This window comes from Aequorivita sp. H23M31 (genome assembly GCF_004022485.1).
GTDB classification, from domain to species: Bacteria; Bacteroidota; Bacteroidia; order Flavobacteriales; family Flavobacteriaceae; genus Aequorivita; species Aequorivita ciconiae.
In genome coordinates, this window is the sequence record NZ_CP034951.1 from 1,177,905 (window position 1) to 1,192,337 (window position 14,433).

Annotated in this window: 11 protein-coding genes; 2 read left to right on the plus strand and 9 right to left on the minus strand. The window is 38.6% G+C overall.

The features are described from left to right. Nucleotides 1–4: 4 nt before the first annotated feature. The 6 genes from EI546_RS05245 to EI546_RS05270 form a co-directional block, all read right to left on the minus strand. Nucleotides 5–616 (minus strand): fumarylacetoacetate hydrolase family protein, encoded by a 612-nt coding sequence (locus EI546_RS05245; protein ID WP_128249559.1) that lies wholly within the window; start codon nucleotides 614–616, stop codon nucleotides 5–7. Nucleotides 617–705: 89 nt separating this feature from the next. Further along, a complete protein-coding gene (locus EI546_RS05250; RefSeq protein WP_128249560.1) occupies nucleotides 706–1,479 on the minus strand; it encodes a 3'-5' exonuclease in 774 nt (257 codons plus the stop codon). Nucleotides 1,480–1,631: 152 nt separating this feature from the next. Next, entirely contained in the window at nucleotides 1,632–2,954 is a 1,323-nt protein-coding gene (locus EI546_RS05255) for a dihydrolipoamide acetyltransferase family protein (protein ID WP_128249561.1), read from the minus strand. A gap of 99 nt (nucleotides 2,955–3,053) precedes the next feature. Beyond that, nucleotides 3,054–4,172, minus strand: coding sequence for a glycosyltransferase family 2 protein (locus EI546_RS05260; RefSeq protein ID WP_128249562.1), 1,119 nt, complete (start codon nucleotides 4,170–4,172; stop codon nucleotides 3,054–3,056). A gap of 3 nt (nucleotides 4,173–4,175) precedes the next feature. After that, nucleotides 4,176–4,796, minus strand: coding sequence for a recombination mediator RecR (gene recR / locus EI546_RS05265; RefSeq protein ID WP_128249563.1), 621 nt, complete (start codon nucleotides 4,794–4,796; stop codon nucleotides 4,176–4,178). 83 nt (nucleotides 4,797–4,879) lie between these two features. Then, entirely contained in the window at nucleotides 4,880–7,378 is a 2,499-nt protein-coding gene (locus EI546_RS05270) for a T9SS type A sorting domain-containing protein (RefSeq protein WP_128249564.1), read from the minus strand. Between the two features lie 222 nt (nucleotides 7,379–7,600). Between EI546_RS05270 and EI546_RS05275 the strand changes: the two genes are divergently transcribed. After that, complete coding sequence (locus EI546_RS05275; protein WP_128249565.1) at nucleotides 7,601–9,049, plus strand: sodium:solute symporter; 1,449 nt, start codon at nucleotides 7,601–7,603, stop codon at nucleotides 9,047–9,049. On the opposite strand, the gene EI546_RS05280 is transcribed toward EI546_RS05275, so the two are convergent. Both EI546_RS05280 and EI546_RS05285 read right to left on the minus strand, forming a co-directional pair. After that, nucleotides 9,020–9,382: a CoA-binding protein gene (locus tag EI546_RS05280; protein ID WP_128249566.1), complete on the minus strand. Its 363-nt coding sequence runs from the start codon at nucleotides 9,380–9,382 to the stop codon at nucleotides 9,020–9,022. The genes EI546_RS05275 and EI546_RS05280 overlap by 30 nt on opposite strands. A 435-nt stretch (nucleotides 9,383–9,817) precedes the next feature. Continuing rightward, complete coding sequence (locus EI546_RS05285; RefSeq protein WP_128249567.1) at nucleotides 9,818–10,825, minus strand: 3-oxoacyl-ACP synthase III family protein; 1,008 nt, start codon at nucleotides 10,823–10,825, stop codon at nucleotides 9,818–9,820. Between the two features lie 127 nt (nucleotides 10,826–10,952). Here EI546_RS05285 and EI546_RS05290 point away from each other — a divergent pair, with 127 nt between their 5' ends. Further along, on the plus strand, nucleotides 10,953–13,370 hold the full coding sequence (locus tag EI546_RS05290; protein ID WP_128249568.1) for an alpha/beta hydrolase family protein: 2,418 nt from the start codon (nucleotides 10,953–10,955) through the stop codon (nucleotides 13,368–13,370). Between the two features lie 298 nt (nucleotides 13,371–13,668). Here EI546_RS05290 and EI546_RS05295 read toward each other — a convergent pair whose 3' ends face one another. Then, nucleotides 13,669–14,346: a TetR family transcriptional regulator C-terminal domain-containing protein gene (locus EI546_RS05295; RefSeq protein WP_128249569.1), complete on the minus strand. Its 678-nt coding sequence runs from the start codon at nucleotides 14,344–14,346 to the stop codon at nucleotides 13,669–13,671. Nucleotides 14,347–14,433 lie beyond the last annotated feature (87 nt).

Sequence of the window (14,433 nt, forward strand, 5' to 3'; positions counted from 1 at the left end):
GTAGTTATTTTACCTTTATGGAAAACATTTCCTTACCTTCAATAAAACCGGTGAGTTGATCTTCAGCCGAAACTTTACCCACACCGGCTGGTGTACCCGTAAAAATAATATCGCCAATTTTTAGAGTAAAAAATTTGGATATGTATTCAATCAAGCCATCAATTTTCCATATCATTTGGGCAGTAGAACCTTCTTGGACCAACTTTCCATTTACCTCAAGACTGAATTTCAGATCATCCAGATTTTCAATTTCTTCTTTATTAATAAATTTCCCCACAACCGCAGCACCGTCAAAGGCTTTTGCTTTTTCCCAGGGAAGACCATTTTTCTTTAACTCAGTTTGCAGATCTCTCGCGGTAAAATCGATCCCCAAGCCTATTTCGTCATAATATTTATGGGCGAATTTTTTATCTATATGCTTTCCAATCTTATTAATTCTTACCAACAATTCCACTTCGTGGTGAACATCGTTGGAAAATTCAGGAATGAAGAACGGTTGCCTTTTGAGCAAAATAGAAGTATCAGGCTTTAAAAACAACACTGGCTCTGCCGGTGTTTCGTTTTTTAATTCTTGGATATGGTCTGAATAATTCCGACCCACGCAGATTATTTTCATCTGTCACTAATATTATGGTTAAAAATTTATTTCAAAAAGTGATTCTTCCTAAGATGGAAGATGGAAAGAATGAAAATAGATTCTCTAAATTAAAATTTTGTATTCAGTTTCTGAAGCCTGATACGTGTCAATACCTTTTTGGTATAAAGTGGAAAATCCGCGTTTATCACCCAGCCGAAATAACCCGAGTCCACCTCCAAAATATCATGGACCAATCTACCCTTATATTTTCCGAAGGAGAATATCTCAAATCCTTCAGCGTTATAACTTATAAATCCGGCAAAATCTACGTGCTCTTTATGGGAGCTGAAATCAGCAAGAAAAGCGATGTCATTCTCCAGTTCATCGTATTTATCCAACTGTGATTTTAAAACTTCGTAAGTGGCTTCTGTATCAGCAGCGGCACTATGTGCATCTACTAAATTCTTTCCGCAATAAAATTTATACGCTGCCTCTAAAGTTCGTTTCTCCATCTTGTGAAAGATGGTTTGAACATCTACGGAAAGGGCCCTCTTCATATCAAAATCGATCTCTGACCTCAATAGTTCTTCAGCGAGCAAAGGAATATCAAAACGATTGGAATTAAATCCACCAAGATCACTATCCTTAATCAAGGCGTAAACTTTGGGTGCCAATTCCTTAAATGTGGGTTCGTTGGCAACCATTTCGTTTGTAATCCCATGAATGGCAGAAGATTCTGGAGGAATGGGCATTTCGGGATTTACGCGCCAAGTATGACTTTCTTTATTACCGTTGGGATAAACTTTTAAGATCGCAATTTCTACGATTCTATCCTTTGCCACATTGATTCCAGTTGTTTCCAGATCGAAAAAACAAATCGGTTTTTTTAGATTGAGTTCCATAGGTTTATTTTACGGTGCAAAGATAATCTTTATTGACCTTTCGCCTGCGCCCAAGCTGACAAAAACCAGCTCGTATTCTATACAAAATCAATAAAATCGAAAAAGGGATTTGTAATGTACAAATCCCTCGTCTCTATCTATTAATATTAAAATTATATTTCGGTATTTACATCCCAAGCCTCCAGATAATCGGCAACTCGTTTTACAAATTGTCCACCCAGTGCACCATTTACGACGCGATGGTCATAACTGTGGGAAAGGAACATTTTGTAGCGGATACCAATAAAATCGCCTTCGGGGGTTTCTATTACCGCCGGCACTTTTCTAATTGCACCCAAAGCTAAAATCCCCACTTGTGGTTGGTTGATTATTGGAGTTCCCATAATACTTCCGAAAGTACCAACATTTGTAACGGTGTAAGTACCACCTTGGATATCGTCCGGTTTCAATTTGTTCTCACGGGCGCGTGCGGCAAGATCATTAACAGCCTTGCTCATTCCCAAAAGATTTAGACGATCGGCATTTTTGATTACAGGAACGATCAAATTACCATCTCCTAAAGCTGCAGCCATTCCGAGATTGATGTTCTTTCTCTTTATTATTTTATCACCATCCACGGCAATATTCATCATCGGGAAATCTTTTAACGCCTTTGCCACTGCTTCCATAAAGATGGGGGTAAAGGTGAGGTTCTCACCTTCCCGCTTAGCAAATGCATTTTTAACTTTATTTCTCCAGTTCCAGATATTGGTTACGTCGCATTCTACAAAAGATTGAACGTGTGCAGAAGTTTGCACACTCTCTACCATATGGCTGGCTATGATTTTGCCCATTCGGGTCATTTCTATTATTTCATCTCCATTATCGGCAAAAACAGGGGTTTTTGCTTTGGGAGCTTGAGCAGGTTGCTTACTAGATGGAGCAGTTGCAGGTTGAGTCTGGATTGGTGCTTTTTCGGTTTTTGTAGAAGAACGCTTTTCAAGATAACTTAAAATATCATTTTTGGTTACGCGACCGTCCTTGCCCGATCCAGAAATAGCATCAAGCTCACTTTGGGATACTCCCTCGGTAGCGGCGATATTTTTTACCAATGGAGAATAGAATCGGTCTCCCGTGCTTTCGATTGCAGAATTAACTACCTCCTGTGCTACCTCAAATTGTTTTTCAACTTCTTTTACGATTTCCGAAGAAGGTGCGCTTTCAGATTCTTTTGTAGGTACAGCGTCAGAACCGCCTTCAGTCTCAATTATGGCTATGGTCTGGCCTACCTGAACAACATCATCCACTTCAAAAAGCTTTTCCACCAAAACGCCATTGACCTCACTGGGCACTTCGCTATCCACTTTATCGGTAGCTATTTCGAGGACAGCCTCGTCTGCCTCTATAGAATCTCCCACTTCTTTTAGCCAATTGGTTAGTGTTGCCTCTGCAACACTCTCGCCCATTTTGGGCAATTTCAATTCAAATTTTGCCATAATATTTTTTCAATGTCTAATTAGGTAAGCACCTTGTGCCTTATCTTAAAAACGCTGCAAAATTAGTTAAAATTTTGTTCGCTCTTGGTTGCAAATTTCTTAAAAAACAATTACCCCTCCCTTTTCATCACTTTGGTCACTTCCTATGATGAAGTTACAAGCGGGAGGCTTAATTCGAAAAAGATTATTCTTTCCTTTTAAATTCTTCATTAGTTCAAATATCTCTTCATAAGTAAGATATTCTGCATCAAAAACAAGCAAGCTGTTTTGGACGTCAGTCTGTTCGTAAAATTCCTTTGTTACTATTTCAAAATTCCCTTTGACTGCTCGATTTAACTTCTCAAGAAGTTGGCTATTCTCGGTAAACACATAGTAGTTTACTGGTTTTGGGCTGGACTTACTATTTTTGCCTGAAGTGAGACCTTTTGTCTTTTTAGCCAGATCCACACCTATTGAAACGGCATTTTCCAAAAACAGATTTTTATTGAAATGCTTCTGATAGAATATTTGCATCGCTCCATAAAATCTATCAAAATAAACCGCATCTTTTTGGGTGCTTTCGCCTTTGTAATGCAGAACGGTGGCACTTCCGAAGTAATGATTTTTATAACCGGCCTGGGTTATTTTATACGAAAGATCAATATCCTCTCCGTACATAAAGTAATCTTCATCAAATCCTCCCACCTCATTATAAACCGATCGTTTTAGAAGCATAAAGGCTCCCACCAAAACATCTACCTCACCCTTGGAAGTTTCGCTTAATTTGGAATAATATTTTTTAGAAAAACCTGCCAATTTCTTAAGAGAAACCTTGGGCGTGGGTAAGTTCCGCTTACTTTCCGGCAGGAAATTTCCAGTACCATCCATTAGATAAACCCCTAAAGCTCCGAGATTGGAAATCCCTTCGGCATAATCCAAAACTTGATGAAAGGTATTTTCCGTAACAGCGGTATCCGGATTTAATATACAGAGATATTCCCCTTTTGCCACAGCGACGGCCTGATTATTTGCCTTACTGAAGCCTACATTATCTTTGTTTTCTATTAAAGTAATACCCGGGAATAGAGATTTAACCATTTCACAACTTTCATCTTGTGAATTATTATCGATTACTATAATCTCAGCATCCAAAGATTCTATCGCTTGTTGTACAGAGCGAAGGCACTGCTCCAAAAAGTAACGGACATTGTAGTTGAGAATAACAACGGAGAGTTTCAAAAGCTAGAGACTTTTTAACGAAGTTTCAAAGGGAATACGGTGCAGTATGCTTCGACCCAAAGTTACTTCATCTGCATATTCCAGTTCATCCCCTACCGAAATTCCACGGGCAATTGTAGTGGTGGTAATGTTGAAAGGTTCTATCTGTTTATAAATATAGAAATTGGTAGTGTCACCCTCCATTGTTGAGCTGAGCGCAAAAATCAATTCGCTGATATTTCCAGTTTTTACTTTTTCCACCAAAGAGGTAATGGCCAGATCTCCTGGGCCAATTCCGTCCATAGGAGAGATTTTTCCACCTAGAACGTGGTAATGTCCGCGAAATTGGCTGGTATTTTCTATAGCCATCACATCTCTAATATCTTCTACAACACAGACCAATTGTCCATCACGTTTTGGATTAGCGCAGATTTCACACAGTGCTGTATCACTTATATTATGGCAATTGGCACAAAAATTAATATTCTCCCGCATTTTTGTCAACGCTGCCGCCAATTTGCCTGTTTGCTCTTGGGGTTGCTTTAATAAATGTAAGACTAAACGAAGTGCGGTACGCTTCCCAATCCCGGGAAGTTGAGACATTTCGTTAACCGCATTTTCAAGAAGTTTTGAAGAAAATTCCATAGCATAATTCCAGCCCGCAAGTTAAAAAAAATGCTTCAGAAAGTCTGACTTTTCTGAAGCATTCAATCAACACGTAAATTGTGTTATTTTTTCAATAATTTTTTTGTTGCCATTCCTTCCGAAGTATTCAATCGAATAAAATAAACACCAATTGGTAATGAGGAGATATCAAGTGTAAAAGTATTTGATAATACTACATTATGTTCATAAATGAGCAATTTTCCTGTGATATCAAAGACCTTAATGGATCCTTCGGTTGAAATTGGAGAAGTTATTACCACTTCTGAAGAAGCCGGGTTGGGATAAATCCCTACTTTATTATTAAACACCATTTCTTCGATACCTACTGTTTCTTCAACTAAGGGAGAAGCCCACAGTCCACGTCCGTAAGTTCCGGCATAGAGCATTCGTGTTTGTTGGTTTATCTCCAATTCATTTATCATCACGTTTGGCAGCATATTGCTATAGGGCTGCCAGTCTGTAAAAGTATTGTCTATATAGTAAATCCCGTAATCCATTCCTAGGTAAAGACCATCCTGTCCATTATCATCCCATACCAGGCATAAAGCGCTGAAATTGGGAAGATTCTTTCTATAAGAAGTCCAAGTCTGCCCACCATCCTCAGATACCTGAACACGTTGGTAAATTGTTGTAGCAACTGCGATTTTATTGGGATTTGTTGGATGGATGGCTATAAAATTAATTCGACCACCTGGAGTGGTAACTCTCGTCCATTCCGAACTTCCCCCATTTTCTGTTCTATACAGCTCTAACCCAACATTGGCATACATAATCTGGTTGTTTGATGGAGCAATCTTTAAATTATCCAGATTATTGGTAAAAACCTGTGAAATTGAATTCCACGTTATACCATTATTTGCAGATTTGTAAACTCTATTGTAGCCCACATAAATTGTATTAGGCTGCACTGGGTCTTGTTCAAACGGAGTTACCCAATTTCCACTTCCATTGCCTGGAGAATTAATACCGAAATAGGAATTGCCTCCGTTGGTAGAGCGATATAATGTTCCAAATTGAGAGGTCCCAAAAAACATATTGCTGTTGGTCTTGTCTATAAAGGTTTCCATACCATCTGCCCCCAACCAATCCTTCCAACCGGTGGTTTCTTTATAAAAAGAGGTGCCATTGTCCTGCGAACCCCCAGAGATTATCACCTCTTGGGTTTGGGAAACCCCTATTTTATAAAACTGACGAATACTCAACCCAGTAGTAAGATCTTCAAAATAATTGGCACTTATAGTTCCAGTATTTCCAGCCCTAAACACGCCTCCATCCGTAACAGCATAAAGAGAGGTGCCATTGAATACCAAATCGTCCACATCTGCATGGCAATAACCAATATTAGCATTGGCGGCATTTGCAGGAATCCAGTCTGAAGTAATTGTAAAATTTACACCCCGGTCCATAGAACGCCAAGTGAGGATTCCGGCAATATGGACTTCATTGGCATTTGTGGGATTTACGGCTATCGCCATATCTCTAGGAGCCTGCCCATTATTATCCTCCCCGATGGTACTATATCCAAAAAAGTTGAGGTTTCCATGGTTCAACTTGGTGAAATTATTGCCCTCATTTTCTGATGTGTAGAGACCACCGAACCTACTTCCGGCTGCTTCCAATACATAAACAAGTTCGGCATCATCGGGTGTAACCCCTATCATCTTAGGCCCATTGGAAAACCCTGAAATTGTGGTAAAGGTTTCACCCCCATCGGTAGATTTGTGAAATCCGGACCCCGAAGCATAAACCACAGAAAGATCGCCGGGCTTAAATTCCACATCATATCCATTATTGTCACTAACTACCTTTACCCAAGAAGTGCCACCATTTACAGATCGATATATCCCAGAATTTTCTGAAGTGGCAAAAATCATATTTGTGTTGTTGGGGTTGATTACTATTTTGTTTATAATGCTGTTCCCTGCCGAGCCCATAAGATTCCAGGTGGCACCTGAATCTGTAGATTTAAAGATTTTTCCCTCAACAGAACCAAAAAAATAATTGTTCGCATTAGTAGGATCAATCGCAACGGAATAAACAGAAAGGTGCGAAAAATAGTCGGTTAAATGCGTCCACGTTTGGGCACCATCCGTTGTTCGCCAGACTCCTCCGGTATTGGCTCCAATAATTATATGGTTGTCGTTTCCATTTTCAAATGATAATCCCGTAATCCTTCCCACGCCTGGATTCCATCCAGAGGTGGCATTCCAGGAACTAGGGCCAAGATCTTCCCAACTGTCTGGCAGTACTACTCTATTGGCGGCATTTTCATTCATAGCGGCATTCCAACGTTGCAATTCGCCCAAACGTTCTTCAACTCTTGGAAGGTAGCCGTCTTCTTTTACCATTCTTAAAGCATTGTATTCCCATCTTTTATAGGGTTTGTATCCAGTACCTCTACCTTTGTCCCTATTTGCAAAATAGGCTTCGGCGTTGCTTATAATTTCGTCGACAGTATAGGTTCCCGCGTCTATCATCCGTAAATATTCTTGGGAGTATCCCAGATGAATGGAAAACAGAAAACTGAAAATACAGAGAAATTTTAATCTTAAATCATTCATAGCTAGGGAGTTAACCTTAATATATTTATAGTGCTGCAAAAGTATCAAATTTTCTCTCGATGGCGTAATCAAACTTTGTATTTTTGGCGGCTTAGCTCCATTGTATGTACTTTAAATTCCGAAAAGCATAATCCCGAAAATCAAAATTTAAACTCAGATTGAGTAAAAAACCAAGAAAACTTTAATTACACAATATAACTGGACCATCACTAATCAATACCTATGCAACCGTTACACATCTTATTTTTAATACTTGCATATTTTTCACTTCTTATCCTTATTTCACTTTTAACCAACCGGGGCGGTAGTAATGCGGACTTTTTTAAAGCAGGCAAACAATCTCCTTGGTATTTAGTGGCGTTCGGAATGATAGGTGCCTCATTAAGTGGTGTAACCTTTATCTCCGTTCCGGGATGGGTAGAGGCGTCAAAGTTCAGTTATTTTCAAGTTGTTCTGGGTTATGTGGTAGGATATGCCGTAATCGGAACCGTCCTTCTACCTCTTTATTATCGGTTAAACCTTACTTCTATTTATACTTATTTAAATGGCAGGTTCGGCAATGCCTCTTATAAAACGGGGGCATCGTTCTTTTTGTTATCTCGGATTGTGGGCGCGAGCTTTAGGCTTTATCTTATTGCGGTAGTGCTCCAGAACCTGATTTTTGACGATCTGCAGATACCATTTTGGGTAACGGTGACCATCACTATTTTATTGATATGGCTTTATACCTTTAAAAGTGGCATCAAAACTATTGTTTGGACAGATACTCTTCAAACACTTTTTATGCTTGTTGCCGTAGGTGTAGCTGTTTATTACGTAGCTACCGATCTGGGAATTTCGGGAAGCAATCTTTTTAGTTTTGTTGCGGACAGTGATATGAGCCAAATCTTCTTTTTTGACGATTGGAAATCAGGAGATCACTTTGTAAAACAATTTATCAGTGGTGCATTTATTGCCATTGTAATGACGGGTTTGGATCAGGATATGATGCAGAAAAATTTGACATGCCGCAATTTGAAGGATGCTCAAAAGAACATGTTCTGGTTTACCATTGTACTAACTATCGTCAATTTCGTGTTTTTGGTTTTGGGATTATTATTGACAGTTTATGCCCAACAAAACGGAATAGATGCTCATAAAGATCAATTATTCCCAACCCTTGCAGCCCAAGAAAATGTATTCGGAACGGGCGTTGCCGTTTTGTTTGTACTTGGACTTATTGCCGCAGCATATAGTAGTGCCGACAGTGCCCTAACCGCATTAACAACTTCCTTCAGTATCGATATACTGGATATAGAAAAGAGATATGACGAAAGAAAACAGGTCCGCGTGCGTAAGCAAGTCCATATTCTGGTTTCCTTGGTTCTAATTGCAGTGATTATTATATTCAAATATGTAATTGCTGACGAATCGGTAATAGCCAAATTATTTGTGTTTGCTGGTTATACCTATGGACCGTTATTGGGACTTTATGCGTACGGTCTTTTTACCAAATGGAAGGTGAAGGATAAATTTGTACCCATCGTGGCTATACTAACTCCAATACTGGGATATATTATAAGCTATTTGAGTTCAGAATATTTAAACTTCGAATTTGGCTTTTTTATCCTTATTCTCAATGGAGCACTCACCTATTTAGGCCTAATATTGATTCGTACCCAAAAGGACTAGGGTACACGCAATTTCACTTTCAATGTTATTCTGCTTTAATATTTTAAAAAATTCAGGATTTTCTGTTCCGGGATTGAATATAACGCGCTCGGGATTTAAAGAGAGTATATAATCATAATATTCTCCTTGTCTTTTTGGATTTAAATATAACGTGACGGTATCAATATCCTCAAAGGGTTCCTTTTCTGTACTGACATTTATTCCGGCCACAGTCCCGCTTCTAAGTCCGATTGCTTCTACTGTATGACCAAATTTTACTAGACGTCTAATTGCCATATTAGAGTATCGCTCTTCTTTTGTACTTGCTCCGATAACTAGGGTTTTCTTGTCCATCTTTTTTTTAGGAAAAATAATACACTTAAACAAAAATCCTCCCAAATGTTCGTTAAAACAAGGGGGATGATATAATAAAACGAATTTTTATGCGTCTATATAAGTAGATAATATTTCGTCGGAAAAGTTTTACTTTAATGGTTAGTGTTAATACCGACGAAAAATCCAATCCCGTAATTTTAAATTGCGGGATTGTTTTTTATGTTAGGTTCCTGTTAAATGACAATCTAAAATGAAATTTCGATCCAATTGTGCGTCTAACCAAGACCTAAAATTTCATTTTTATAATTTATTTGAATTAGCCATTTAAACGAATTATACCTTTTTAGGTAAACAAAAGTCTCTCAGTTTTCTGAAAGACTTTTTTTATGAACACCTCTCAATTACATGCTTTCCAAGCAGTTGTTTATCCTTAACAAGCTTTTCTTCTCCAAACTACCATCTGATAATCGCACTTCCCCAGGTAAAACCACTTCCAAAAGCCGCCAGTACGACTAAATCTCCCTTCTTTATTTTGCCCATTTCCCAAGCTTCTGTCAAAGCAATAGGAATAGAAGCGGCTGTAGTATTTCCGTACTTTTGAATATTGTTGAAAACCTTATCGTCTTCAAGTTTTAGTTTATGCTGAATAAATTGCGAAATGCGAAGATTAGCCTGGTGTGGGATCAACATATCTATATCTCCTACCTCAAGATCATTTGACTCCAACCCTTCTTGAATTACTTCGGCAAATCGTACAATAGCATGCTTAAAAACAAATTGACCGTTCATATAAGGATAATAAGGAATATCCTCCTGTGGATTTTCTGCTATTATCTGAGGAACCCAATAACCGGTGCTCGGACCTTTTAAGGAAAGTTCATCCTTGTGTTTCCCTTCACTGTGAAGATGGGTAGATAGAATTCCACCTTCTCCAGATTCATTTCTAGAAACAATCGCAGCTCCTGCCCCATCTCCGAAAATAACCGAAACAGAACGCCCACGATCAGAAAAATCAAGACCTCCGCTGTGGTTTTCACTCCCGATTACTAAAATGTGTTTATACATTCCAGTTTTTACAAATTGATCCGCTACGGAAATTGCATATATAAAGCCGCTGCACTGGTTTCTAACATCTAATGCGGGCACGGTACGCATACCCAACATTTCCTGAACCTCTACTCCGCCACCAGGAAAGTACATATCTGGGCTAAGAGTCGCAAACACAATCATATCTATGTCATCTGGGGAAAGCTCAGCACGGTCCAAGGCAATTCGTGAAGCTTTGGCACCCATTATCGAGGTGGAATTTCCATCGCCCTTCTTTATATGTCTCCGCTCCTTTATTCCAGTTCTCTCTTGAATCCAAGCATCATTTGTGTCCATTAATTTTGCTAGGTCATCATTTGTGACCACATTTTCAGGAACATAATATCCCAATCCCGTAATTTTCGAACTATACATCCTTTATAAATTTTAAAACTCAGGAAAGGTAACTATATGTTGCATTTCAAAGAAATATATTTTACAGTTTATCCACGGAATCCTTTATCCCCCATTTTGATATCTTTGCCGGTCAATCCCATTTTTTATGAAAAATCTTTTAGCAACTCTTCTATTCCTTCTTATTTCAAATGCATTCCTAGCTCAGGAAAAATTAGGTTATCAAAAACCTCCGGCATCAATCCTAGAACTTGTTGAGGTTCCATTAGCACCCGCGGTTAGAATTGACAGTAAGGGCGAAAACGTTATTTTATTTTATAGAGACCCGTATAAATCAATCGCGGAACTTTCGGAAGAAGAACTTCGTTTAGGTGGTCTTCGTATCAATCCAAAAACGAATATTGGAAGTAGAACGACTTATTATAACAACCTAAAAGTTAAAAAAACCAGTGATAAGGACCCAAAGCAAGTAGACGGTCTTCCCTTAAACGGTCGATATTCAAACTTTAATGTAGCACCAAACGAGAAAATGATGGCCTTTTTAAATACTACCGACCAACAGGTCGAAATCTGGGTGCTGGATATCGAAAAGTCTGTGGCAAGAAAACTCAGTGCACTTGAGGTGAACGCAAATATGGGTGATGCCATCAATTGGTTTAAGGATAGCAATAATATCTTGGTAAAGATTGTTCCGAAAAATAGGAAAGAGCTGATAAATATTTCAGAAGCCGTTCCCGAAGGACCAACCGTCACGGTTAGTGACGGTGAGAAAGCGCAAAATCGCACTTATCAGGATTTGCTTACCAGCCCCAATGACGAATACAATTTTGAGCAGCTCGCGCTTTCTGAAATAGTCAAAATATCGTTGGATGGAACTACAAGCAGCTTTCTTCCCACCGCAATGTATGACGATTTGGATTTCTCCCCAAATGGCGAATTTGTAATGGTCAATACCCTAAAAAAACCCTTCTCCTATATAGTTCCATACAATAGATTTCCATTTCAAACCGATGTTGTCACCAAGGATGGAAAAATAGTCAAAACCGTGAACGAAGTACCTTTAAATGAAGTTCAGCCTAAAGGTTTTATGGCAACCCGTACGGGAAAAAGAAACTTAAATTGGCGTGCCGATAAGCCAGCAACTCTATATTGGGCCGAAGCCTTGGATCAAGGCGATCCAGAGGTAACCGTTGATTTTCGCGATGCGGTTTATGAACTAAAAGCACCTTTTAACGGCAATCCTAATCTGTTGCTAAAAACTATAAATCGTTTTTCCGGCATAATCTGGGGTAGCGACAATCTTGCTATCGCTTCGGATTATTGGTGGAATACAAGAAATACAAAATCCTATATCTTCAACCCATCCAACTCTTCCCAAAAACCCAAACTTATTTTTGATAGAAACTATCAGGATAAATACAATGATCCGGGAAATTTTGTCACTGCCCGAAACGAATATGGCGAGAGAACTCTGGAAACCATCAAAGACAAGGCATTCCTTATGGGAGCGGGTTTTTCTGAAAGAGGTCAATTCCCGTTTATTGATGAATTCGATTTAAAAACTAGAAAGTCCAAAAGGATCTATGAATCTGTTTATACTGATAAACTTGAAAACCTAAATTCAGCTATAGATATGAAGAAGGGGAAAATTCTAGTTCGAATAGAATCGCAACAGGAATATCCCAATTATTATTTCCGGAACATTTTCAAAAAAAATGACTTAACTCCGGTAACTTCATTTGAAAATCCCTTTAAAAGTTTACAGGATGTCCATAAAGAAGTTATAACATATAAGCGCGAAGATGGACTGGAATTGGAAGGAACACTTTATTTACCAGTTGGCTACGATATCAAAAAGAAGGAAAAAAGGCCAATGATACTATGGGCATATCCGCGGGAGTTTAAAGATAAAAACAGTGCTTCCCAGAGCACAGCCAATCCCAATGAATTTATATATCCTTATTGGGGCAGTCCGTTATATTGGGTTACCCAGGGTTACGTTGTTCTCGATAATGCCGCTTTCCCGATTGTGGGCGAAGGCACCGCAGAACCCAACGATACCTTTATAAAGCAATTGGTAGGAAATGCAAAGGCAGCCATTGATGCCGTGGATACTTTGGGTTATATTGACCGCGACAGAGTGGCTGTTGGAGGACACTCCTATGGTGCTTTTATGGTGGCAAATCTGTTAAGTCATTCCAACCTTTTTGCGGCGGGAATCGCCCGAAGTGGTGCCTACAACCGGACACTCACCCCATTCGGATTTCAAAGTGAAGAACGAAGTTATTGGGATTCTCCAGAAACCTATTACAATATGTCGCCGTTTATGCATGCAGAAAAGATGAAAACTCCATTACTATTAATACATGGTGAGGCGGATAATAACTCTGGCACCTATCCTATGCAGAGTGAGCGTTACTTTAATGCCTTAAAAGGTTTGGGAGCAACGGCCAGGCTGGTCATACTTCCAAAAGAAAGTCATGGTTATAGTGCTAAAGAAAGCATCTTACATATGCTCTGGGAACAGGATCAATGGTTAAATGAATATGTAAAGGAAAAAAAATAAAGAACCTTATTAACCACAAAAAAAGAAGGACGCAAAAGTTTTGCGTCCTTCTTAAACAACCTAACCAATTAAATAATAGAATATTTTACTTTTTCATAGCAATTTGATATTCAATTATTCTTTGTAAAGATACCCAACCTTGTTCATTGAAAATGTTAATAGTTTAAACAAGTTTTGTTAAAGTTGTCAGGAGATTTTAAATTAAAATTCAAAAGATCCAAATCGTTTTTTCACTTATAAAACTCCATAAATATTCTCCTTGATGAGGGAATAAAACAATCACTTGATTTGGTTAAAATCAAGCTCCCGTTTTCTTCCAAGGTAAACTCCCGAAATCGAGAACGCCTTCTGAAGGACTACTTCGGAATACATCAAAAATAGCGTGAACGGAGTTTTCAATAGCATTTAGGGTATTGGTATAATCTTTTGAATCGTCGTTCATCCAGTATTTTAGCAAGAAAAGAGTTTGAAGCCAAAAACCTTCTGCAAAAATTGTTCCCGACATTCTTGGATCTTTTTGATTTTGATCATTACCCTCTGCCCTTACCAACTTTTCTGCAAAAGATTTTAGGTGCATGCGCAGACTTTTCAATTGTCTCACATCTCTTAAATCTTCTTTGTATTCTCGCAAGGCAAAAAGAATATAATCTCTATGCTGGGCAAGTATTTGAAAGAAACTATGGAAGAAAGCAATTGTTTTCTCTCTATCTGAATAGGTAGATAAGGCCGGATCAGTTTCCAACAGATCCATAGTTTCTTTGAAAAATACATTCCAAATTTCCAATTGGATACCTTCAAAGGAACCGAAGAAAGCATAAAATTCGGCTTCATTAATCTTGTGGTCATAACAAAACTGGTGGACACGGGAAGGGATTTCTTTTTGGTTCAAAACTTGCTCCACGTAAAGGGAGATTAACGATTTACTGGAAAGGATTATCGTCGAACCTTTTGATGTTCGTTTTTCTGAGGAGTGCATAAATTTTTGATTTAAAGTTTAATTTATACGGGTAAAGATAGTAAATGTTCAACATTGTCACCTTCCTTTTAGCATTATCCTCACATT